At 36.4% G+C, this 24,964-nt stretch carries 17 protein-coding genes, 1 tRNA gene and 1 pseudogene; 12 read left to right on the forward strand and 7 right to left on the reverse strand.

Features of this window, described 5'->3' with window-relative positions:
• Positions 1-18 precede the first annotated feature (18 nt).
• The 3 genes from HUJ22_RS02640 to HUJ22_RS02650 are packed head-to-tail and all read left to right on the forward strand — an operon-like array spanning position 19 to position 3,965.
• Positions 19-1,422 carry a GNAT family N-acetyltransferase gene (locus HUJ22_RS02640; protein ID WP_290873340.1) on the forward strand — a complete coding sequence of 468 codons (1,404 nt, stop codon included), beginning with the start codon at positions 19-21 and terminating at the stop codon, positions 1,420-1,422.
• The gene (locus HUJ22_RS02645) at positions 1,419-2,654 is read left to right on the forward strand and encodes a glycosyltransferase (protein WP_290873343.1); all 1,236 of its coding nucleotides are present in this window, start codon (positions 1,419-1,421) and stop codon (positions 2,652-2,654) included. The genes HUJ22_RS02640 and HUJ22_RS02645 overlap by 4 nt, the downstream gene beginning before the upstream one ends.
• 57 nt (positions 2,655-2,711) lie before the next feature.
• Complete coding sequence (locus tag HUJ22_RS02650) at positions 2,712-3,965, forward strand: ATP-grasp domain-containing protein (RefSeq protein ID WP_290873346.1); 1,254 nt, start codon at positions 2,712-2,714, stop codon at positions 3,963-3,965.
• Positions 3,966-4,047: 82 nt separating this feature from the next.
• On the opposite strand, the gene HUJ22_RS02655 is transcribed toward HUJ22_RS02650, so the two are convergent.
• Complete coding sequence (locus tag HUJ22_RS02655) at positions 4,048-4,821, reverse strand: zeta toxin family protein (protein ID WP_290873349.1); 774 nt, start codon at positions 4,819-4,821, stop codon at positions 4,048-4,050.
• A 267-nt stretch (positions 4,822-5,088) separates the two neighbouring features.
• Entirely contained in the window at positions 5,089-6,489 is a 1,401-nt protein-coding gene (locus tag HUJ22_RS02660) for a 2,3-diphosphoglycerate synthetase (RefSeq protein WP_290873352.1), read from the reverse strand.
• 429 nt (positions 6,490-6,918) lie between these two features.
• On the opposite strand from HUJ22_RS02660, the gene HUJ22_RS02665 reads away from it, so the two are divergent.
• The 3 genes and pseudogenes from HUJ22_RS02665 (at position 6,919) to HUJ22_RS02670 (ending at position 10,082) form a co-directional block, all read left to right on the forward strand.
• Positions 6,919-8,094, forward strand: a complete 1,176-nt coding sequence (locus tag HUJ22_RS02665; protein WP_290873355.1) for an ATP-grasp domain-containing protein — start codon at positions 6,919-6,921, stop codon at positions 8,092-8,094.
• A 368-nt stretch (positions 8,095-8,462) separates the two neighbouring features.
• Positions 8,463-8,633, forward strand: a pseudogene (locus tag HUJ22_RS14960) (hypothetical protein); the annotation flags it as partial.
• A gap of 39 nt (positions 8,634-8,672) precedes the next feature.
• Positions 8,673-10,082, forward strand: coding sequence for a malate synthase A (locus tag HUJ22_RS02670; protein ID WP_366871003.1), 1,410 nt, complete (start codon positions 8,673-8,675; stop codon positions 10,080-10,082).
• Between the two features lie 90 nt (positions 10,083-10,172).
• On the opposite strand, the gene HUJ22_RS02675 is transcribed toward HUJ22_RS02670, so the two are convergent.
• Positions 10,173-11,654, reverse strand: coding sequence for an HTTM domain-containing protein (locus HUJ22_RS02675; RefSeq protein WP_290873361.1), 1,482 nt, complete (start codon positions 11,652-11,654; stop codon positions 10,173-10,175).
• A gap of 42 nt (positions 11,655-11,696) precedes the next feature.
• The gene (locus HUJ22_RS02680) at positions 11,697-13,244 is read right to left on the reverse strand and encodes an O-antigen ligase family protein (protein WP_290873364.1); all 1,548 of its coding nucleotides are present in this window, start codon (positions 13,242-13,244) and stop codon (positions 11,697-11,699) included.
• Positions 13,245-13,873: 629 nt separating this feature from the next.
• Here HUJ22_RS02680 and HUJ22_RS02685 point away from each other — a divergent pair.
• Positions 13,874-15,076: a glycoside hydrolase family 18 protein gene (locus HUJ22_RS02685; RefSeq protein WP_290873367.1), complete on the forward strand. Its 1,203-nt coding sequence runs from the start codon at positions 13,874-13,876 to the stop codon at positions 15,074-15,076.
• A 107-nt stretch (positions 15,077-15,183) separates the two neighbouring features.
• On the opposite strand, the gene HUJ22_RS02690 is transcribed toward HUJ22_RS02685, so the two are convergent.
• Both HUJ22_RS02690 and HUJ22_RS02695 read right to left on the reverse strand, forming a co-directional pair.
• Complete coding sequence (locus HUJ22_RS02690; protein ID WP_290873370.1) at positions 15,184-15,615, reverse strand: hypothetical protein; 432 nt, start codon at positions 15,613-15,615, stop codon at positions 15,184-15,186.
• 188 nt (positions 15,616-15,803) lie between these two features.
• Positions 15,804-18,257 carry a polysaccharide biosynthesis tyrosine autokinase gene (locus HUJ22_RS02695; RefSeq protein WP_290873373.1) on the reverse strand — a complete coding sequence of 818 codons (2,454 nt, stop codon included), beginning with the start codon at positions 18,255-18,257 and terminating at the stop codon, positions 15,804-15,806.
• A gap of 421 nt (positions 18,258-18,678) precedes the next feature.
• Between HUJ22_RS02695 and HUJ22_RS02700 the strand changes: the two genes are divergently transcribed.
• The gene (locus HUJ22_RS02700; protein ID WP_290873375.1) at positions 18,679-19,950 is read left to right on the forward strand and encodes a hypothetical protein; all 1,272 of its coding nucleotides are present in this window, start codon (positions 18,679-18,681) and stop codon (positions 19,948-19,950) included.
• 84 nt (positions 19,951-20,034) lie between these two features.
• Here HUJ22_RS02700 and HUJ22_RS02705 read toward each other — a convergent pair.
• Positions 20,035-20,108: transfer RNA gene (locus HUJ22_RS02705), tRNA-Gly, on the reverse strand.
• Positions 20,109-21,092: 984 nt separating this feature from the next.
• On the opposite strand from HUJ22_RS02705, the gene glmS reads away from it, so the two are divergent.
• The 4 genes from glmS (at position 21,093) to HUJ22_RS02725 (ending at position 24,946) form a co-directional block, all read left to right on the forward strand.
• A complete protein-coding gene (glmS, locus tag HUJ22_RS02710) occupies positions 21,093-22,934 on the forward strand; it encodes a glutamine--fructose-6-phosphate transaminase (isomerizing) (RefSeq protein ID WP_290873378.1) in 1,842 nt (613 codons plus the stop codon).
• Positions 22,935-23,219: 285 nt separating this feature from the next.
• Complete coding sequence (locus HUJ22_RS02715; RefSeq protein WP_290873381.1) at positions 23,220-23,699, forward strand: hypothetical protein; 480 nt, start codon at positions 23,220-23,222, stop codon at positions 23,697-23,699.
• A 319-nt stretch (positions 23,700-24,018) separates the two neighbouring features.
• A complete protein-coding gene (locus HUJ22_RS02720; protein WP_290873384.1) occupies positions 24,019-24,228 on the forward strand; it encodes a hypothetical protein in 210 nt (69 codons plus the stop codon).
• Between the two features lie 22 nt (positions 24,229-24,250).
• A complete protein-coding gene (locus HUJ22_RS02725) occupies positions 24,251-24,946 on the forward strand; it encodes a hypothetical protein (protein WP_290873387.1) in 696 nt (231 codons plus the stop codon).
• Positions 24,947-24,964: the final 18 nt, after the last annotated feature.

A 24,964-nucleotide genomic window follows, 5' to 3' on the forward strand; every position in this document is an offset into this window, starting at 1 on the left:
AGAGACAGAGGTTAATTTATGGACTTGATCAGGTATCGAGAAATATCGAAAGCTAAAGAAGCATTTGCTCGTCACGACAGGGTGATGAAATGGAATGTGAAGCTTAAGTTGGAAATTATAACAGAAAAGAAGTCATGGAGCTCAATTTCAGAGGATTGGAATAGATTAGTTGAAGAATCAAATACCCATATTTTCCAAACCTATGAGTGGCAAAAAGCTTGGTGGAAGTATTTTGGCGAAAATAGCAAGAGACAAAATCTGCATATTTTATGTCTTTATCATAGAGAACGACTTGTAGGAATTGCTCCTTTCTTTATTGATGATTTCAGGATTAATGGCAGGATAAAATATCAGTGCCTTAGGCTCATTGGCTCAACAGTCATGCAAAATGAACATGGAGAAGCTATGGGTAGATTTACTTATACCGATTATTTGGACCTGATTATTTGTCCCGGTTATGAAGAATGTGTGAGCCAAAAAATTACGGACTATTTGGTGAAAGCCGATGCGTTTGATGACATTTTACTAGAAGAAATCCCAGAATACAGCGTGCTGTTTAGTAATTTTATTCCTTTAATTAAGCAACAAAAGGGTGAGTGGAATGTGACTGTTAAGAATTCATCGGTCTGTCCGGTTATAAAACTTCAAAATACATGGGAAGGTTTTTTAGAAAAACTGAGCACCGAAGCAAAAGATCAAATTCGTCGTTTTGAAGAAAGCAGGAAAACTCAAGATAAACAGTCAATACTTAATACCAGAAAGATTACGGATGGGCAGGAGATTAGTGCTGCATATGATCGCTTGGTCAATTTTCACCAGCACCATTGGACTAAACAAGGCAGGCCCGGTGCTTTTGGAAAACGATTAAAGTATGAATTTTATAAAGAGATGATCTCCATTTTCCATGAACGGGGATGGGCGCAGTTATGGGAGATTACCGCACCTTCGGAGGAGGACCAATGTTTAGCAATTGATTTACTTTTCGTTTTTAATAATACCATTTATCTGGTTCAGCGTGGATTGAAATACACTTCAGCTTTTACAGAATTTAAGCCGGAAAATTCACTGTTATATAATGTTTTAAGAGAATCGATCCGAGACAGAATGGACAGATTTGATTTATTGAGAGGAGCCGAGGATTATGCATTCAAACCCGGAACTCATGATGTACAGACCAAAAATATTCTGATCCGGAAAGTTCGAAGATCAAGCATGAGATTATTTATTTACGATCATTTTTTTACCCGATATATCTCAATGAAAAAGAGAATTCGGTTTGAACGAAGAGTTCTTGAAGCTTACATGAAACAGGGGTCTGCAGTATTTGCCGTGGGCAGTTATATCAATGGCTTTTTTGAAAGAGCCATACTTAAAATCAGTCATCTAATAAACGGAAAAGGAACTAAGCATCCAGTTAAATGAAGATATTACATGTTTTTCCTTACCTGCCAACACCTCCGAATTTCGGAGGCGCACTTCGTATTTATTATATCTTGCAGCACCTGCACAATAATCATGATGTGACTGTGGCCGGCTTCAGTACAAATGGTAACCTGGAACAATTTCATGAAACCTTTCCCGGACTTAAAGGGAAATCACATTTTATCAGCCGCCCATGGAAAAAGAAGTTTCGGAAATTAATACAGATGTATTCTTTATTCACGAATCACAGTTACTGGTATACAACGGTATTTTCAAAAAAATTACAGCATACTATCGACCAATTGCTGTTAGAAAATGCATTCGACCTCATCCAATTTGAGTTTCCTGTGATGGGAAGATTTGTTAAAAATACTGATGCCATAAAAATTTTGGATGCCCATAATGTGGAGTATGATAATTTCAAGCGTATGTCTAATCTGAAAGGATCGAAACTAAAACAATTCTTTTACCGACATGAGTACGAGAAATTATTTAATGAAGAAATTAAGATTTGCAGTGAACAAGATGCTGTTTTTACTACCAGTAACAGAGATCAAAAGCTATTGGATAAGGATGTACCTGAAGTTTCTAAATTTGTAATCCCGAACGGGGTAGATGTTTCTTATTTCTACCCTTCGAAACAAAAGTATGAATCTGCTTCTCTTGTTTTTACGGGTATGATGGGATACGTGCCAAACTATGAAGGAATAATCTGGTTTTTAGACAATATTTTTCCATTAATTCGAAAAGAGATACCAAATATAAAAATTTATATAGTCGGAAAGAATCCTCCACAGAAGCTGCGTAAAAGAGCAACAGGTAATATCATTGTAACAGGTTTTGTGAAAGATGTCCGGCCCTATGTCTGGCGCTCGAGTGTATATGTGGTTCCCCTGAGGATGGGAGGAGGAACGAGGTTAAAGGTTTTAGAAGCTCTGGCCATGAAAAAGCCGGTGGTTACAACCAGCATTGGTTGTGAGGGCATAGATGTAACCAATGATGAAACGGTGTTGAAAGCTGATAATCCCGAAACCTTTGCCGATTCAGTAATCAAATTAATCGGGAGGAAAGAACTCAGAGACAGGTTATCACAAAATGGCCATGAACTAATACATTCGAAATATCGATGGGATGCTATTGGCAACCAAATAGAGGAAGCCTATTCAAAATTAATGCAAAATTCCCTTGCGGGGAAAACTGAGAAAAAAGCGATGGTAGACGAACAATTCTAACCCCATTTAACAGAAGTAGAAAAATATATTCTCAATAAACTTCTCAAATATAAACAAATGAAAAAAAAACAGGATAATCTACCAGTTCCGGCATTTGTTTGTGGAGAAATTGGGCTTGTTCAAAGCTTGGGTATTGCCGGTATTCCAGTGTATGTGGGATCAGAATATGAAGAAAATTTAGCTTTTTACTCTTGCTTTGCCCAGAAAAAAATATTGATGCCTCCTTATGATTCCGGAAAATTTATTGAAAAACTATTGGAATTTGGGGACCGTGTAGCTCATAAACCCTTACTTTTCACCGATGATGATCAGGCGTTATTGGCTATTTCCCGAAATAGAAGAGCTTTACAGCAAAAGTATCGCTTTTTATTGCCGGCTGAAAGAGTGGTTGAACAAATTCATGATAAACAACAATTTTATAAGAAAGCAGGAGATTGTGAGCTTCCGGTACCCGAAACTTATACAATCACATCCTATAGTACGTTGAAAGCCATACAGCATAAGCTTTCATTTCCATGTATTCTTAAACCTGCCAATACCAAAGATTGGAGAAATGATGAGTTTGTTAAAATTTTTGGTTCAAATAAGAAGGCCATTCGGTGTGACAATAATAATGAGGTATTACTTTTTTATAAGAAAATTTCCAAAATAAACCCTAAAGTAATTCTCCAGGAATTTATAGAGGGAGAAGATCATCGCCATTACAGTATAAATATGTACTTCGATAAAGAAGGGAATTTGAAAGGTTATTATTCTTATCAAAAGCTGAGAATGTATCCTATTGGTGCAGGAAGAGGAAGTTTTTTTGAAACCGTCCATGATCGGGAAATTCTGGAAAAGGCTATTGATGCAGCAAAAAAATTTGAAATGCGGGGTTTAGTTAATCTCCAGTTTAAAAAAGATTGTGATTCGGGGATATTGAAATTAATCGAGATGGAGGCGCGCTTAAGTATATCCAGTTTTTTGGGCCCTGCATCCGGGATGAATCTTGCAGAACAATATTATTATGATCTGATCGGATGGGAGGCAAAGACAACCAATAATTATCGTCCGGGCATCAAGTACGCAGATTTATTGAGAGATATTAAAGCATTTGTTGCATATCGAAGACAAAAAAAATTATCATTTAGAAATTGGATAAGATCATACAAGGGGAAGTGTGTTTATAGTGGGTATTTGTTAAATGACCCTCGTCCTATGCTGCAAGATATTTGGCTTGTATTTCGGAACCGGGCCATAAAGAACAAAAAATCACAAAAAAAATATAACAGAGAATCGACTTCTAAACTTGTAAAAAGTAAAAGTAGTTAACAATAAATGATCACATTTTGCCGGCATTAAGGGATAAATAAAATTTAAAACTCGACAGGACAGTCACAATTTTAGTTTAAGACTAAGAACTAATGGTTTTCTGTTTTCCTTTGGAGATAAGCACCTCGTTAAGTGATGAAGCTATATCCTGAAGTATAACATTCACCGTTTGCTCAAAATTAGTGTTTTCTATGACCATAACATCATGTTTAAGTGCTTGTTTTTTAATATAATTTTGAATTTTCCTAATCGAGGACATATCACGAATATAATACTCCGGGTCTCGTTTACTGCCCTGAGATCTTTCATAAAATCGCTGAATATGACGCTCTTCGTCTTCAAGATGAAGGATATATTCAAATAATAAGACTTCGCCATTATCATAGCCTAAATCAAGGTAGCCCGGTATAAGGTGCACACCATTCATAACCGTGTTAAGCCCTTCTTTTACGTTTCTTCGAATGTAGGCTAGCACTCCCTGGCTCACAAGACTACTTTGCTGACTAAATCCATAAACTACATTTTTTTGGATAAAAGGATTATTTACAACATGCCCAGCTGTGAAACTTGATTCATGAAGGGTAGGGACGACTTCTTTGGGTAACATATACCTCATAATTTCCCGAATTACATCTGAATTATTAAACCTGTCGATACCAAGTTTCTTGGATACCGCTGAAGCAATGGAAGTTTTACCAACACCGGTCACTCCTCCAATCAAAACAATTACCGGTTTTTTGAGTTCGGAAATTTGGCTTAGAGTTTTAGATAAGCCATCTTTATCGTCAATTTCTTTTGGATATTTTTGTATGAATTTTGAATCTATATTATTACGGTGTGATTGCCCATTTCTCATGTTAATAACTGTATTGATGGTTCTTGGTTAATAGACTCTCGACTATTAAGTAAGTATCAAGAAGTGTGCCAAACGTTTTATGTTTCTGCCTGCAAGTGTAGCATACATAGAGGGGTGGTAAAGAAGAAAGAGGGGCAAGTTGTTAATTTATTTAACATAACTGTCAACATATATAACAGCTAAGCTAAACTTATAAATGATACTTTGGTCTATGCCATCGATAACATCAGTTTTAAATCAACCGTAGCTCTGGAAGTCATACGCCTTCTAATGCAGCGTAAGTTTTTTGCACAGGTCAAGCATAATATCGTCGAGATTTTTGGTGTTATTTTCTTTTAAAACAAGTTGGTTATGTAAGAAAACAATTTTCTTTTTGTAATCCATAGCAGCTTTAGCCGCCATATCAATTGATGCTGCTTTTATTTCGGTAAGAAGGATGTCGGCTGATTTAAGTTGCTTTAAGTCATTCTTCAAGAGTTCCCGATTAGATAAATGAGTAGAAACCCCGGTTACTGTACAGTTATAGTTTTCCTCTAGCCACGCGCTTTGAGTTTTTATAACCTTTGCAGGTGAAGTAGTAGCTAAAAAGATTTTTTTATTTTTGAGATCTCCAAATGGTTCGGGGCGAAACACAGTGAATACAACTTCAACATCCGGATTTATTTGCTTTATAATAACCTCAATTGCTTTGATTTTTTCTTGATTTGCATTGGGCGGCTCACACATGGTCACAATTACCAGATCTGCTGTAATTAAACGGTAATCACCAAAATAAGTATTCAAATCTTCGATCTTTTGGTGGGCACCTGTTACAAGTATTTTTCCCCCGGTTTTAACTGGAGGAGTAGTAGGGCCTGATCCTTCCATAATAATTAAATCCTCCGGCAGATTGTTTGCAATATTTACTCCTTCACTTACATTTGAAATAAAAGGATTACCCGCAAATCCGCCTCCACACCGCCGGCAACCAATGGTGGTAGTGTTGGATAAAACGGCATTTTCCCAATAGTCAGAAGCTGCATGATGCCCTTTTGCAGCAAAATCCAACAAATATTCCGGTGTGATTTTAATTTTATTTGGAAATACAACCTGAGGTTCTGACGGTCCGCCTCTGCCCATTGCTACAACAGCAGGAGATATGTCATGGCGTTTTAAAATTCGTGCTAATGTGATACTTACTGCTGTTTTTCCAACTCTCTTCCCGGTTCCCTGAATAGTTATTGACGGTTTAGTTAAAATATTTGAATTGGCGGGAGGGGTAAATATGAAATCTGCACCTGCATAAGTGATTTCATGAGCCAAGAGGATGGAAGCAATCTTAAAACGTGTTTGCGAATCTAGGATTGGCATGTCTGATAAATCAATGACAAGATCCGGGGAGACTTCTTCAACGGCTTGGTGAACTAATGAAGCCAAAGTTGTAGATGACTTGTTCTTCTCCGATGCATAATAAGGACAGGAAATTGAGAAAATAGAATCACTATTATTTCCTTTTATTTTCTCTGTGCCTCCAGTGAAAACAAGACCTGAAATTTTTCCTCCTTTTCTTTTTATAGAATTCAATGCCCATTCTGTTACCGGAGGATGATGTTCTCCATCTACAAGACAGAGTATTCTTTTTTTATTAATTATACTCAGGCTGTTTAGCCAGTCAATTCCTTCTGCCATCTTGCTATATATAGAATTTCAGATTAATGTACATTTCTAATGACATGCAAAAACCATTCCTTAAGCATCTGAAGCAGTGAACTTATTTCAGGAACTCATAAATTTTATGTTTGATCACTTTATGGAATAAGGAAGGAATAAAAGTGGGTTGAGAGGTTATATTTATGACATATCTACAATTAAATAAGCGGATATAATTGAATAAAATTCTACAAGAATATCAGAAGATGTACTATTTTATTTAGCTGAAATGTTTATGAGCTTATAAGAGCAGGTTGCGTAAATAGTTTCAAAACTAGAAAATTTGAATATTGTTAATAAGAAGCTAAATATTACGGTTATGGGAGGGAGTACAGATTCAGAAATGAATAAATTTCTTTATGAGCGGTTTTATGTTTTTGGGATACAGTATTTAAACAGGATTATTGTATGATTCAGAAAAATCAAAATAATCCTGCTCTTATATGTAGCGAAATTGGATTAGTTCGTTGTCTTGGGAGTGCAGGGATTCCGGTTATAACGGGTACAGAGGTAAAAGGAAACCCTGCACTATATTCTCGCTATTCTCATGAGCGCATCAATTTTTCATCTTATGAATCGGAACAGTTTATTCAAGAGCTATGCGAATTTGGAGATAAGCTTGACTATAAACCCCTTTTGATGTCCTATGATGATCGATTGCTTCTTAATATTTCCAGAAACCGTGATGAATTGTTAAAGTATTACCGGTTTTTGTTGCCAAAGCCAGAAATGGTTGAGGGCTTGTTAGATAAATTGAAATTTGTAGAATTGGCAAAGAAATATAACCTGCCAACACCGCCATCTGTCAGGGTTAGAAAAAAAGGTGATTTAAAATTAGTAAGTAAACACCTGAAAAAACCATATTTGCTTAAACCCCTTTATCGGCATCATTGGTTTCATGAGAATTTTTCGAGTATTGTGGGTTCTTATAAAAAAGCGTTTGTTTGTTCCACATTGCAAGAACTTAAAACACTTTATGAACGAATAGCACAAATCAATCCAAATGTAGTTATACAGGAGTATATCGAAGGTCCTGATGATCATATGTATGACATAAATATGTATATCGATGACCGGGGTAATGTTAAGGGAGCCTTGGTAGCTCAAAAATTAAGAGTATATCCTCCTACAGCCGGTTATGGAAGTTATGTTGTTACTGTTGATGACCCTGAAATTTTAAATCTTTCAAAAGAAATCGCACAAAAATTGGATTTAGCAGGTTTGACTAATATTCAGTTTAAAAAAAGGAAAGATACCGGAGAACCTATACTGATAGAAATTCATACCCGGACCAGTATTTTTGATATACTGGGTATTAAGGCGAAAATGAATCTTCCTGTTATTTACTATAAAGATCTGAATGGGCTTCCCCTCCATACCAATGGCCAGTATTTATCCGGAGTTAAATATATTAATGTTGGCAGGGATCTGAGGCTATTTTTAAAAAACAGAAAAACCTATGGGTTGACTTTGCCTAAAATGGCCAAATCCTATATGGGTCCCAAAGTAATAGATGGATTTTCAATTAAAGATCCTTTACCCACAGCTATAGATATTTGGCAAAAGGCAATAAAGCTTTTTTAATTCTTTTTGTATAACAATTTTGCGGGGAACCGGAATATTTTCATCATGTTTATAAGTACTAAAGAAGGTTAGTAAATACGCTCTATATAGACATTATTCATTCTACCAGGAAAGTGCTTATCATAACTAATAAAGAAAAGTTCTCTTTTAAAAAGAGCCCTGTTTTGTTTATGTAATTAGTTCCGATACCCTCATCCCACATTCTTTGTTACAAATGATTCAAGCTATATGCCATGTTTTGCCAATAATTAGATTATTACTTTTAAGTAATTATAAGGGAGGGCTCTAAAAAGGTCAGAGTTAAGATTTAAAATCATTTGGCATTCCTGTACATCATTATTTCAGTATAATTAAATCTCATTTGTACATTGAATAGGTATAAAATAGAATTACGAGGAGGGGAATTTCCTGAACAGGAAGAAATCCTTACCTCTGCAGCTCAAAGGTTTTTGGCAGGTTTGCATAAGACCTTTAATCATCGAAGAAAAATTCTTCTCCGGTATAGAAATATGCAACACGCTCGCTTTGTTACAGGGAAGTTACCAGGGTTTTCTAATACTATAGGTTCAATCAGACGAATGCCATGGGTAATTGATTCAATTCCCGATGATCTCAAAGATCGTAGTGTAGAAATTCTAGGGCCTGCAGATCGTAAATCTATAGTACATGCCCTCAATTCCGATGCTAATGTGTTTATAGCTGATTTTGAAGACGCTACATCCCCGACATGGAAAAATTGCATATGGAGTCAGATAAACCTCAGAGATACTGTGAAAGGCAATATATGGTATATGGATAAACTGGGCATAAAGCGAGGGCTAAATGATAATACAGCGGCTATCGAGGTACGCCCGCGTGGATTACATCTTAATGAAAAACATATGTTGATTGACGGAGAACCTATTTCGGCTTCGTTTTTTGACTTTGGTCTCTATGTATTCCACAATGCGCTGCCATTGTTACGGAAGGGATCCGGACCATATTTCTCCTTGCCAAAATTAGAAAACCGTCATGAAGCTGAGTTCTGGAAGGATATTTTTCAATATGCTGAAGACAAATTACCAAGTATACGGCCAAATGTAATCAAGGCAAGTGTTTGTGTTGAGACATTGCCGGCTGTTTTTGAACTAGATGAAATAATTTATGAATTGCGAGAACACCTTACCGGGTTGGAGGCCGGCCGCTGGAATTATCTATTTAGCCTTATAAAAAATTTCCGAAAATATAAGCGATACATTTTACCTGATCGTGATTTGATTAGCATCGGCCTTCCTTTTATGGAGGCATATAGCCAGTTAATAGTTAAAATGGCCCATAGACGGAACTTACATGCCATAGGAGACATGACCGTTGCAATGTACGATAAGACTAAATTACAGGGTTTAGGGCAAGGGCAACAGATGCAACAAAGTTTGATTGATTTGCTAGAGGGAACTTTTATGGAAGCAAGCCAGGGTTTTGACGGAACACAAATAATAGATTCTGAATTGGTAACGCTTGTTCGGGAAGTTTTTCAAAAATTTATGGAGGGGAGCTTCGATCAGAAAGATAACCTGAGAGATGATATATCAATTTCCAGGTTAGACCTTCTTTATACACATCTATTAGATGCCGGGAAAATTACAGAAAAAAAATTTCGACAGAACATAGATGTTATGATACTTTATATTGCTTCATGGTTAAGAGGGCGTGGTGTTATTGAGTTGGATAAACGTTTGGTAAATACTTCAACAGTTGAGATTTTTCGAACCCAAATGTGGCAATGGAGCCACCAACCAGGTATTAAACTAGATGATGGCCGGCCCGTCACCAAGGAGCTTTTTGAAGAATTCCTTGCGCAAGAAAAGAAACAACTTATCAGGGAATACAGAGAATTGAAAGGTGATTCTGAAATTTTTGAAAGAGCAACTGAGTTAGTTTCTAACTTTATTTGGGCTGATGATTTTGAGCCTTATCTTTCAATGAGCGCTTATAACCTCATGGAATGAATGATTAGCTGCCCGAGCATTTTAAGAAAGGTGATAAATTGAGGTTTAATCAAGGGCTGTATTAATGCAGGGGGTCTTTTAATCACAACTTTACCATTGACACGGAGTAGATGTTTGATCTGGTATACCGCGGAAAAGCAGTAACTTTCGAGCGATCCACGGTGATTCTAAAGATAAACTCGCTTTTTGTTCAGGAAGACGAACAGTTTGTTTTGATCCATTTCTTATAAAGGTTACATGTATATTTTCTGAACGATTTTCATAAAGAAATCGGCTTAACTCGAAGTATGTCATTCGTTCATGCCTATTTATAAAAGCCTGTAGATAAGAATTGTTAGTATTGAGTAGGATAACGGTATCATTTTGAAAATCAGAGACCTGATATTTTGAAGGTAAAAACAAGTGGTTGTTGTCAGCTCCGTCAACTTTTAGATTTGAAAACATAGAGAAATTAGTGGCAGTTTTAAGCCCGATATAAGGAGTTATTCCATTGAAGATGGTTAAAAGCGGAAAGATTAAAAGCGGGGACCATGAAATCTTGAAAAAAGGTGAGGTATTTTCCGGAGTATGAAAAAAGTAACCGCGGAACATGAGAAAAGCCCCGGTTATCAATAGCAGACACCATATACTCCAAAAGACAGGTATCAAACTAAAAAGAGCTGAAAAAATATTTTTTAATAATGTTTTAGAGATTGAACCGGATTGCAGAATATTGATGGTGAAATATATCAGCGTTGTAAGAATGACTGTTCCGGATAATACCAATACAATTCGTTTTATGTTGATTCTTTGCATTCCCTTTTTAAATTCTCGAGTGATATTCAGAACCAGTTTGCTTGGCAGGAAAAGAATATATAAAGCATAAAGTTCAGCAGTAAAACTGAGGATGTACAAATTTGGATGCAAAGAAAGTAGAAAATGAAATACTAAGCCAGTAAAAACCCCAAGAACACGCGTAGATGAAAACAGTAATAAGAGAGGAATGGTCAACTCAATAAGTAGTATTAACCAAATCATTATCCCATCAACCCACATTTCTTGAGGAAGAAAAGGCAAAATGGAGGTTATTTCATGGTACAATTCAACAGAGCAGCTTACAGTGGGATCAAAATAATCATGGTTTAATTTATGCAGGACTACAAAAAAATATAGGATCAATAGTTCGATCCTTATATATGGTGCAGTTTTATCAAACCAAGCGGCAATACGTTCCTTTGACTTTAAAGAAGAGTTCCAAAAGAAAAAAAAACTCGTAAATATTGTGAAATGAATAATTAACACCAGGATGATATGATTAGGTACCGAGGGCAGAGCATCCAGCTTAACAATCGTTAAGCAGATGAGTGTCAATAAAAAATATAACATGTGTTTTGGCCGCAGTAAGGAGGCAACGGCAAATAGAACAACAAGGATATTCACAGCAAGAAAAAAGTGGTTGCTTGGATTTAAAAATTCATCTCCAATGCTAGTCCAGCCCGGACTACTAATAAGCATGTGAAAAAGAATAAAAATAACCCACAAAAGCTGAAAAGCTTTGTACCTGTCAAAAGAACTGCTTTCATAGGTGTACATATTTCGGTAGTACTTAATTTCAGTTTAAAATGTCATAGACCTTTATTGGATAGATTCATAAACCGACTGAGCATCTTGTTTACCCAATCGTTCAATAGTTGGCATTAATCCCATAAGTGTCCCAAGAAAAATCATGTTTCTGTAGTATGTGAGCTGAAGGTCGAAATATGATACAACCATTTGATTTATAACTGCTACTACAATCATAGCGCATACGGCTTTTAAATAGGGGTCATCAGTTTGGGCATATACAGAAGCTCCCTTGCTAACGAAAGCATTAAAAAAAAGCCAAAAACTAAGAAACCCAATAGCTCCGGTTTTAGCAAACCACCACAATATTTGATTGTGAGCTATATAGTTACGAAGGGGGAAAGACATAACAAAAGTATCAAGGTCAAGAGGTAGGTCATATTTATTACCAAAACCAACTCCGGTAAGCGGCTTTCGCTTTACCGTAGCAGCAAGGTTGTAGTTTTCATAGTCGCGGTAAAGGTTTGAATAATAATCTTCCGGATTTTCAACTTTACTTGTTTCAACCAGACCGGATTTAATCATTTGTACCGGCTGCGCTAATGTACTTTTATTGTTCCAAAACACTGTACTGTAGGCAAGTAGAAAGATAGCCGCCGGTACTGCTAATTTGAGATATCGTTTTCGTTCTTCGGCGCCAATCAAAAAGAAAAGAGTTGCCAAGGACACAAACAGTCCAGCGAAAGCGGCTCTTCGAAAAGAGAGGTAAAACCCTAATAAAAAGGGAATAAGTAATACAAGCATTAATTTTCGTTGCTGATCTCTGTATTTAAGTAAGATCATTGAGGCCAAAAAAATGAACAATACAGACATGAAAACAGGATCTTCATGATTTGTAAAGGTTTGTATACCACTGGTTGATAGGCCTGTATTTGCAAAACGATAAATACCCTGGCATGCTTTGAAGAAAATGGCGACAATACAAATCCACAACAAGATTCGGATTTGTTCCCGCGTTTGAATGATTTGTGGTACAATAAGATACATTACAGACAAATAGAGCAAAGCCCTGAACTCCCATATGGCAATTACTAAATCCCCGCCACTGCGTATGCCATTGAGAAATCCGAATATAAGACAGCTTAAAAAAAATAGAAAAGACGGCCAGATCAAGATTCTTTGCAGTTCGGCTTTTTTCTGAACTGCTAAGACCAACATCCAAGCTCCAAAAAGCAGAAACAGATATACTTCAACCGGATTTATAACCCCTGCAGGATGACTGGGCAAATAAGAAATTTCTTTGAAATTCCTAAAGAAATCTACGTAATAGGTGAATGGACGAAACCCAGGCACAAGGTACTGGTCGAAAAAAAGCACCATACCAAAGAATAGAAAAAAACTATAGTCAATCCTGTAGAGAGTAAGTCCAACTACTGCCAACAGAGAAAAAATTGCCAGAATTATTTTGAAATTCCCCTCTGTTAAATACAGGATAGCTCCGGCTCCGGCAATAAAAAAAAATGTAATTAAAAGTGGGAAAAGACCTGACTCTTTAATTCCCAAAAAATCAAGTGTCCAATGATTTTGACGGTTTTTTTTATACCCTGTTTGTTGAAGCATTACTTGAGTTACATTTTAAATAGTTAAATCGGGAGTATTAGTATTAAATAACCCATATAATACCATACACAGCATTAATAATGTCAGGGCTATAACAATCACTATTGACCAGAAACCGGTAATATTATCATTCCGGCCGATGAGTATGGCAAGAAGATGAAAAACTATGATGATGAAAATCAGCTTCATATTATATTCCGATTATTTTAGCGGCTTTTTCTGTCCCGATTTCTGAAATAGTAACCCTTACATTATTAATTGCTGTCAGATAGTTTTCTGATTTCACTCGAGGATTAATACTCTTGAATTAAATGACTCACTCTGTTTGTACTGTATAATGAGGTATTTACTCCATTTTATAAATAGAAGGGTTTTTGAACTTTTTGTAATATTAGAAACAAGCTTCTCGTAGTATTTTATATTCGCCATTAAATCCATAGCCTTTTGGACATGATTCAGAGGTAAAACTCCTTATTTCTGTCTTTCTCAATAAATACCAGGTGCCTCTAAATTGGAATCAAAAAGACCTCTCAACGAAAAACAAATACAATTTTAACTCGATTCTAATTATTTTAAAGTGAGATTATGTTTGGTTTCATATAAAAAAAGAGAGGAATATAGAGAGAAGAATGATGAGGAAATTTATCATTTTGATGATGGTATCAATTGCAAGTTTTTCTTGTGATTTGTTGAGCAATGAAGATTCAGAAAAAATAGAGAAGACTCTTAATCCAAGGTCTATGGCATATTTAGCCTCGTGGCATTATGAGTCTCCGGCCTTGAATGATTCTATACATCAAATTCCCACAGAAGAAATAGAATGGCAGGCTATTACAAGTCTCAATTATTTTGGTCTGACTTTTTATAAGGATGGTTCATTAATTCCGATTAGTGATTATCAAGATATGAGAGGGATTGAGGGTCAAATGTCTGAGATTGTTGCTGCAGCACATCACCATCAGGTTCCTGTATTGTTGTCGGTTGGAGGATGGCAGAGCCGAGAAAATTTTATTGCTGCCGTAAGGGATAGCAGTAGTCAAAAAAACTTGATATCCAATCTGATGATTTTATTAAAGACTTATGAATTTGATGGAATAGATCTGAATGTAGAACCTGTAAAGCCGGAAGATGAGGAGTTGTACGAAATTTTTGTAGATGAATTGTATAGTAATCTTCAAACCATCGACACCCCGCTTTTTGATACACCCATGTTAACGGCCACTACTATATGGCAATCTGATTTATTTGCCCGAATTCATGGAAAGCTCGATCATATTAACCTGATGACTTATAACTACAGCAATGCCTGGGAGGGATGGGTCTCCTGGCATAATTCAGCAATTTATAATGGAGGGCATAAATTTGTCAGCATGGATAAATATCTGCCTTCTGTAAACAGTGATGTTGAGAGATATATAAAGGCTGGGGTGCCAAGAAAGAAACTAAGCATTGGGATTAAATTTTATGGAGATATATGGACCGGAGGCGTTTATGAGCCACTTCAAGAATGGACGTCAACCATTACGCCCGAAGTACAGGTAGATGTTCCATACTATTCGATAATGGATAGTTTATTTAACTCCGATTACTATCGTTGGGACGAAGAAGTAAAAGCTGCGTTTTTAAGTATTGACAACCCCGGTTTATTAAATGATCAATTTATTTCTTTTGAAGAAGAAAAAGCTATTGAGGCTAAAATTGAATATGTAAAAGAAATGGGATTAGGTGGTGTTTTTGTCTGGGAGTTAAGCGGGGGGTACCAGCCCGATCAACCCGAAGGTCAAAAAAATCCATTGCAGGCAGCTATCAAAAAGGTCTTGCTGCAAAATTAAATATTTTACGCTGATTATTTTGTTTCAATAGCTCAAATCAGACTGTGGGGCATGCTATTGGATTTTACTTGGCTTTAATATATTAAGTTGGCGAGTAGTGGATAAAATCAATTACCCAGTCTGTCAACGATTATTATGCTCGTTGCAACAGCTGAAATGACCGGGGCTACTACTCTTACATAATCTATAAAGGCTGGTTTTCGTTTTACCTGTACACTTATAACCTGATTGTTTTCTAGTCTGAAGGTGCGGATTCCCTTAGGCAGTGGTTCATTATATCTGAATCTGAATGTTTCAATTTTTTCATTATCAGTCTGTTCATTATAAGTTGAAACATTTACCTCAACACGAAGTTTTGACCAGTCCAGAGTTGTTTCTCTGTCTCTTAGTCCCGTAGGTCCAAAACTGTATGAAATCAATTCAGGAAGCTTCGTTTGTCGGGGAATCAAATAACGGCCCGGACTTCTAACATCTCCCCATACATTTACAGTATCCGCAAGTTGTCCGGGTTCCGCTATACGAATAATTCTTTCAGCCATACGAAATTGTTGGCTATATTCTAATTGTCGGCCACTATCAGTTATTTGTCCATAAGATGAATTTTGGAGAAAAAAATTGGTTATCGTAATGACAAATAAAAATATTGATGCCCTCTGAAATTGATATTTATACATAGTTATAAAATTGTCTGATTTCTCTCTTAAAAACTGTACTGACATTATTTGAATTAAATGGTTAAGGTTTGTTCGTCGGCTATACTTTTTGTTGTTGTTTCCCTTTTCTGTGAGAAATAGTTTTGATATGCCTTTTGGTACGAACGGGAATACCCGGTAAAATAGTCGAAACTGTTTTTATGATCGAATGATGACAAGACGACACCAAGTATATTGGCATTAATATCTTGAAGGTTTCGAATGAGCTCTTCTAATTCATCTTCCCTGGTTTTTTCAAATCGACTTACAATCATTACCCCGTCTGCCAAAGTAGCTAAAGGAGTTGCGTCCGAAAGAAGACCCATTGGGGCTGTTTTCAGTAATATATAATTGTACCTTTTTCTGAGGCCTTTTATCATTTTATGAAATGCATTGCTTCTATTTATAAAAAATGGGTTTGAGGGTTCCTTACCCGGGAAAAGTATATCCAACCGTGGGATGTTGGTTTCTTGGATCGCTTCGTCCAAACTGGCCTCACTTGTTAATACTTCCAAGATTCCGGGGGATCGTTGGCGGCCTAACATCTCATGTAGGACAGGCCTTCTAAAATCAGTATCAATTGCTAATACCTTATTTCCCATTTCAGCCAGGCTCACGGCAAAATTTGCAAAAACTTCTGATGTTCCTTCATCAGTACTAAAACTGGTTGTCATAACTATTTTCTGTTCCGGCCCATCTTGGGGAGTCGAGTAAATGATATTGTTACTCAACTTTCTAAATGCCTCAGATTCCGCGGAATAAGAATCAAATAATGTGACAAATTTTGTAGATAACTCAGCACCATTAAAATCAGCTTTACTTTTCTTGCCATGGGTTTTCTGTATGGTGCGTTTTAAATTTGGTATTAGCCCTAATACAGGGAGATGAAATTTTTGGATTTGCTTCATTCTGCTGATTGTAGGATCGGTATATTCACGTATGCAAGAATAACCAATTCCAAATATGCCACCCATCAATACACCGACCAATAGCAGTAGTAACTGATTATTACCTTCCGGTTTCTTCGGAACGAATCCCGCATCAATGGGCCGGCCTAAACCAAATCGGGTTTGTTCCCAAAGCTTCATTTCGGCGAGTTGCTCAGAAACAGTTCGGTAAAGTTGCTCATTGATCTCAACTTCTCTTTTTGTACGGGCGAGCTCAATCATATTATTAGGCAGTGCTTCAAAAAATGCCCTTTTCTCATTTAAATGCTCAGTTAGCACCTCTTCTTGGGCTCGATATTGATTTTGTTCAACTTTAAGTCTGATGAGTTCATTTTTTATCTCAGCAATATTATCGGCAATATTTGCTCCGGAGCTGCCCAAATTTGTATCCGAAAATTCTTCATTTTGAGCTAAGAATTCTTCTGTAGTATCTCGGATTTTTTGCTGTATTCTGGCAATATCTTCATTTATTTTCCGAAGCTCTGCAGGTGGGTTTATTTCCTCGTCTATATTGGGATTCCGTGATAACATCAGCATTTTATTGGTTTCCAGTTCAGCTAATTGGTATTGGAATCGATCCAGTTTTGGTAAGATAGCTTCGGTGTAATTTTTCAAAAGCTGAGGTTTAAGATCATTCAATCTTTGACTGTACTCTTTAATAGCTGAGTTTATAGATACAAGCTTAACCTTTATAGACTGAATATTTGACTCTAAATCAGCTATATCCCCTATTAATTTATTGGTCTGGGAGTCTAGTTCTACCAAATTCTCACTATTCATGAAGCTGCGCAGGGCTTGTTCAGCTCCTTTTAAATTTTGTTGAATACGTTTTTGTTCTTCTTCAAGAAACTGAACAGCTGAGTGAGCCGACATTCTGTTCTGTTGGGATGAGAAATCGATATAAACATCCATTGTGAGGTTCACTATTTTGGCAGCTTCTAGTGGAGATTTACCTTCATATTGAATATTTATAAGATTTGATTTTTCAATATGTGAAAATGTAGAGTTTTTACGAATTCGTTGCGCAACTGTATCAAGACTTGTGCTTTCAGCGTTTTCCGGATATTCTCTCCACAGGATGGGATACTTTTCCCCGTTTTCCATATACGGATTCCCCGATAGCTCTTGTGCAATCTTTTCTGAGAGGCTTCGTGATTTTAAAATCTGTATTTCATCCGTAATCCTATTTTCTCTGCCTATTCCGTACATATTTGAAAGCATCGTGCTAACACCATTACTGCGGTATGAATTGTAGCTCTTTGATTCAGAAATTAAGATGGAACCTTCACTTTTATATACGGGATCAAGATTATAAGCAATAAAACCAAATAAGCAGGTGGTGATTAATGTAAAGGTCAATATTGTGTATTTATATCGCCATAACATTCCCCAAACCTGCCTGACATCAAATTCATGTGTTTCCGAATTTGTATTTACATTATTGGATCCGTTTTTGCTATGACCATTTGAATTAGAAGTATGTGAAAGTGAATGGTCATCTCTAGAACCATTAGCACCATTTGAGCCATTTGATATATTCATAAAGCTACTCCCGATATAGTTTCTCTTGCCTATTACTTATTCGTATTTGATATAAAGTATATAGTTTTTGTAAATGGCTGGAAACAGAAAAACATTTGATTCTTTTGTACTAATCAGAAGTTTTGGGTTATATCAGTTTTTATTACATGCTTTATTCTGCCTGCAGGCCCACTTTTTAAGGAAAATGAAATAGAAAGGGGTAAGATTATTAAAAATGAAGACCTGGGTAAAAAATATCTAAAACATTTTTTATGACAAAAGAATCAAAAAATATACTCTTTTAATTTAATCGAGGACGATAGTTATTGTGTGTAAGCAAGAGGACGAGAGAGGTAAAGTTGATTAAGCGATGTGTTGGTGATTACCAACCATCGCTTTTTCACTTAAGAAAATCGTAAAGAAGAAAAAAGTGGAGCGGGTTATGAAAGATTATGCAGGAGGAACAAAAGCTTTTTTGTCTGATTACCGGGGAAACAAAATGGTAATTATTCTTTTGATATTTGCCGGAATTTGGGGGTGCAATATGTTGAATAGTGATGATCAGGAAAAAGATAAAAAGGAGAATGTGATAAAGTGGTATAAGGGGAGTTTGCACATACATTCTTACTGGAGTAATGGAAATGAGTATCCTGAAAATGTTGTAGAGTGGTATAAAAACAATGATTATAATTTTATTGCTTTGTCAGAACATAATAGGCTTGCAGAGGGTAACCGGTGGATGGAAGTTCTTAAAGGCACTTATGAAGAAACTATATTTCAAGATTATTTAGAAAAGTTTGGGGAAGAGTGGGTTGAATACGCCGACTTGGACAGTGCATACAGTGTAAGATTAAAAACATTTGATGAGTATAAAGAAGAATATTATGAAGAAGAAAAATTTCTATTGCTGCAATCTGAGGAAATTCATGATGATTATCAAGGACTACCGGTGCATGTAAATGCTACCAATATTCAACAGGAAATTGAACCACAGTCCGGGAACAGTGTGCTTGAAGTACTTCAGAATAATATTAATACAATCCTAGAGCAGAGCAAAAACCTTGGCACAACTATTCTTCCTCAAGTAAATCATCCAAATATTGATTGGGCGATAACAGCAGATGATATGAAACAGCTTGAAGGTGTTCGTTTTTTTGAGTTATTCAATGGCCATCCTAATGCCCGCAATTCTGGAGACTCCAATCACCCTTCTACTGAAGAAATATGGGATGAGGTTAATACCTATTACGTGTTAAATGGAAAGCCTTTACTTTATGGTTTAGCAGTAGATGATGCTCAAAACTACCATGCTTTCAAACCGGAAATTCCTAATCCAGGTCGGGGATGGATACAAGTAAGAGCTGCTAAACTTTCCCATGATTCAATATTTAATGCTTTACAAAAAGGAGATTTTTATTCTTCTACAGGCGTACGATTGTCGGACATTCAGCTTAGAAATGATACCTTGATTATAAAAATAGATCCGGAGTTAGGAGTAAATTATAAGACTCAATTTATAGGTACTTTGACTAATGACGTTGAGACACCCGGAAAAATATTATCAGAAAAAGATGGTATTGAGCCAACATATAAGATTACTGGAAATGAATTGTTTATCAGGGCAAAGGTTATATCAGATAAGAAAAAAGAAAATTATATAGAGGAAGAAGAATTTGAAGCGGCATGGATTCAACCTGAAAAAATAGCTCTTTAATCTTTTTATTTTTAAAAATCTATGATATGAGCAGTTGTTTTTTCTTTAGCAATTAACCCAACCCAGTACAAAAATATTAAAAAGAGCGGGGAACAGGATTTAAACCTGCAACCTTCCCGGTGGTTCCGGGACGCTCTGTCAGATTGAGCTATCCCCGCATTTAACTTTGACAAGTATAACGTTGAGATTATTAACACATCTATTCTCAACGACACTATATCATACTAATCAAATACCGTTCCAAACTCTTCCAATTTCTAAAAAAAAACTTTAAAATGAATTTTGAGGGAGGGGCTAGGTTATTGAGAAGGAGGGCTATTTATATATTTACTATATGATGTTAAATAATTGTACAAAATCGTCCATTGTGGGAAATTGTTGCACACTAAACTTCATGTATTTTCAGGAATAGTAACAGAAATCTTAGATAATATATGTTTTCGGTTAGTAAGGATGAGAGAGAATTTACTAGATTAAATAATAAACTCGGTTAATCAGGTTTTTTCAGGATAATTTATTTTAAATGCTTTCTTAAAGTGCATGGTACATAAAAAATATTTCTGAAAACTGAAATGATTATCGTTACTGAGTTAAGTTTTTATGACAGGAGTATCTTAAAAAGAGAATACTTAAGGATTAATTATCTCTACATAAAAATCACAGTTTCTTGGATTTTACAAGCCCCAGAATTTTCTCACTTTTATATGTAGATGATTTAATGATAACAGACTGATAGTTCTTTTAATCATTAAAGAAGAATTGTCATAAAAACAAAGGAATATTTTGTTTCGGGGAAATCGCAATAACAATAACAATGATATCTCATTAAGAGTTGTTCGTATTGTATTTCCTTTATACGCGATCATTTTATTAATGATGATTTTTGGGATTCCGGCTTCCTGTGATATAGAATCAGGGACTGATCCATTTATGATTCCAGATAAACAAACAAGTGTAAGTGACAGTTCTACTACTTTGGTCAAGAGATAGAATGAGTCACTTCACAACTTAGTATCGGAAGCATAAAGCCGGGCCCAGGAATCATCTTTTTATTCGTTTTAATTTTTGTGAGTAAAGAAAAGGCAATAAAAATAATAGTTTCTAAAAATTTAATCGAAAAATAGAGAGAAAGTAAAAGTAGTATGTGTGGAATTGTAGGATATGTCGGCAAGCGAGAAGCAAAAGATATTCTTTTAAATGGATTGAAAAGACTCGAATATCGGGGCTATGATTCAGCAGGGATAGCATTGGTCAACGGACGTCTTGATATTGAAAAAGGGCAGGGTAAGGTTGATGCATTAAAAGCAAAAATCGCCGGAAGGGTAATGCAAGGAAATGTTGGTATCGGACATACTCGTTGGGCGACTCATGGAGCTCCTAATGATATCAACTCTCATCCTCATGTGAGTCAATCAGGTAAAATTGCTTTAGTTCACAATGGCATCATTGAGAATTACAATTATTTAAAAAGGGAGCTTCAAAATAAAGGTCGAGAATTTAATACTGAAACTGACACGGAAGTTATAGCTCAATTGATAGAAGAGATCTACCAAAACGGAAAGGGGGAAATTTCATTTAAAAAAGCAGTTCAGCTTTCCCTTAAGCAAATTGAAGGAAGTTATGGTATAGCTGTTGTCAATACAGAAGAACAGAATCAGCTTATAGTGGCTCGCAAAGGGTCTCCCTTATTGATTGGAATTGGAGATGGAGAGATGTTTGTAGCATCTGATGCCTCTCCGATTGTAGAATATACCAAGAAAGTTGTTTACTTGAATGACGGAGAAATGGCCATTATTTCTGAAAATGGATATCAGGTAAGCACTATTGATGATGTTGAGCTTACTAAAGAAGTACACGAACTGGCTCTTAATATCGAAGAGATTCAGAAGGGAGGATATCCTCACTTTATGCTTAAGGAGATTTTTGAACAACCCAACGCCATCGAAGATTGTTTAAGAGGTAGGCTTGATACTGAAAAACAACGGGTACAGTTGGGAGGTCTCGTAGATGAGATGGATCGTATTTTGCAAGCCAAAAGGTTTATAATCACAGCATGCGGAACCAGCTGGCATGCGGGGTTGGTAGGGGAATACCTTTTGGAGCACCTTACTAAGGTACCAGTTGAAGTAGAATATGCTTCTGAATTTCGCTATAGGGAACAATTGATAAATGAAGATGATGTTGTAATTGCTATATCTCAAAGTGGGGAGACAGCTGATACCCTTGCGGCTCTCAGATTAGCTAAAGAAAAAGGTGCTTTAACTCTGGGAGTTTGTAATGTTGTAGGATCAACTATTGCCCGAGAAACCGATGCAGGGGTTTACAATCACGCCGGTCCGGAGATTGGGGTGGCTTCTACGAAGGCTTTCACAACTCAGGTAGCTGTTTTGGCTATGATGTCAATTTTAATCGGTCAAAAGAAAAAGAGTATTGATTCTGTTTATGCTGGTAAACTGATAGAGGGACTCGCCTCCGTGCCGGATAAAATTCAACAGATTCTCGAACAAAGTGAGGAGATACACGAAATCGCTCAATTGTTTACCTATGCACCTAATTTTTTATACCTGGGCAGATCATATAATTTTCCGGTTGCATTGGAAGGTGCTCTGAAATTGAAGGAAATTTCCTATATACATGCCGAAGGATACCCAGCAGCAGAGATGAAACATGGTCCTATAGCTTTAATAGATGAAATGATGCCGGTAGTAGTGATTGCTCATACCGAACATACTAATGAGAAAATGATCAGCAATATTGAAGAAGTAAAAGCACGAAAAGGAAGAATCATATCGGTAACCGGAAGGTCTAACAAGGATGTAATTAAGCTTTCAGAGTTTTGCTGTGCAATTCCTGATATAGATGATTGCTTATCATCTATTCTTACAGTTATCCCTTTGCAGCTTTTATCATATTATATAGCCATAAATAGGGGATGTGATGTTGATCAACCTCGAAATCTAGCAAAAAGTGTTACGGTAGAGTAGTAGCTGAGGTGAAGTAATAAATCAAAGGCTAATATTTTTGTTTTTAAATGGGTACAACAAAAGTACAACACTCGCGATAGCTTTCCACTCAAGTAATCTGAGTCCTTCTTTAAACTTCCAAAAAATTGCTCCTGTTATTTATTTCTCAGTCTGGTTTCAATCAATCCACCGCTCAAACGGTATCAGAGATTTTAAAAATGGAATATTTAACTATTAATCTTTAAGATTGCATTGACTTGGTATTGTGCAGTTAGCAAATACTATTAAAAACACTAATTTCCCAAAATGTCAGACTCGAATCGTTTTACCGACCCGAGAACTCACCGTTATACAATTGCCACACCAACGCGGGAAAATCCAGTACTGGTTGTTTGTCCAAAGTGCGAAGAGCAAGCATATGTGTTACCGGATCCAAAAAAGAGTGAGAGATCTGCAAAATTGGTGTGTCACAAATGCGGATATTCAGATCGTTCTGATGGATCCATTCAGGTATACAAATGGCATGATAATCCGGCGGACAGCTACTTTGAATGTGATCTTTGGCTGCAAACTAACTGCTTGGGGTATACTTTGTGGGCTTTTTCTGAAAAACACCTTACACTTTTGGAAGAATATATCGAAGCCGGACTTCGTGAACGCACCAAAGATCCTGAAATAGGCTGGCGCAATGCCTCCATTTTTAGCCGACTCCCTAAGTGGATGACTTCTTCTTCTAATCGTAATGAGGTGCGTAAAGGACTGCAAAAACTTCGGGATAGGCTTTAGTTGCTATCTTATCTGATTGGTGCTGTAATGCGTGAAAAAGCAAATTAATCCTTTTTAATCACCAAGCCTGTAACTGGTCAGTGTCAGATGCTTGCAAATTCTTTAGGATTAATCAGAATTATTTAGAGCAATTATTATGATAAATGAAAATTGAGCGCAGTTTAATGGAATATTAGAAACTCTCTTATAATTCATAAACTGGTGTTTTAAAGTTATACATTGAATCCACTCAAGTTTTTGTTTTGTATTTGAAGAAACAAAAAAGAGTTTATTGCATATCAATTAGAGGTATAAATTATAATTAAAATGGAATTATATAATGAATGTTAAAATAGGGATGATTTTGTTGACCATGTTCATTCTTATCGGATGTGGCAATTCAAATCAAAACGAACAACCTGCTTCAAGTGAAGAGATACAATTGGTAATAGATTCAGATTCACTTTCTATTGAGCTTTCAGCGGCAACTGATTCGGTTGAAATGAAAACCAGTGATTTGCAATCAACGCTGGAAAGCTTGAATAACTAATTAAAACTAAAGCTGCTTTATTATGAAATATTTTTCACAAATAAGCATTCTCGCACTTTCTATGGTATTTTTTGTAGCCAGTGCCGGAATGGCTCAAAATAGCAAAGCCAAAGGGAACAAAGACAATAAAAATAACAAAGGGAAACCTGAACGTAGTGAGAATCGCCCGTCGGATAGTCTCGATGTTGAAACCAAAAGAGGCGATGCACAAGCAGATACGGTAAAAGGAAAGGGCAGAGCAGATCGCCAACCCGATAGTTTAAAGAGTAAAAGAGGAAGACCTGAGGGCGTGGGCAACGCCAAAGGAAAAGGCAATGCCTTTGGTAAAAACAAAGAAGATATGACTGGTCGGGAATTTGGCCAGGCTCGTGCTGCAGCAGCCCAAAAATTGAATAAAGAGATTGAAAGGCTGGATCAAAGTGTAAAGGCTGCCGAACAGACTACCAGTCGAGCAGAAGCTGATATTGAGCGCGCTGAAGAAAACCTTGAAGAAGGTAATTTAACCGAAGACCAAAAGCGTGCTAAACAAGAACAAATCGAAAAAGCCAAACAGCAACTGGCTGAGCTGGAGCAAATGATACAGAATCAAAAGGCAAAAATTTCAACTGCTCGTCAAAAGTTCGAAGAGCTGAAAAAAAGCATACCTGCTGCCGATAGTACTCAGGTAGATCAACCTGACAATAATGAGGATGAAGATGAAGACAACACAGATCAGTAGAAGATGAGATGATCCGGT

Origin of the sequence: Gracilimonas sp. (assembly GCF_014762685.1) — a bacterium.
GTDB lineage: Bacteria > Bacteroidota > Rhodothermia > Balneolales > Balneolaceae > Gracilimonas.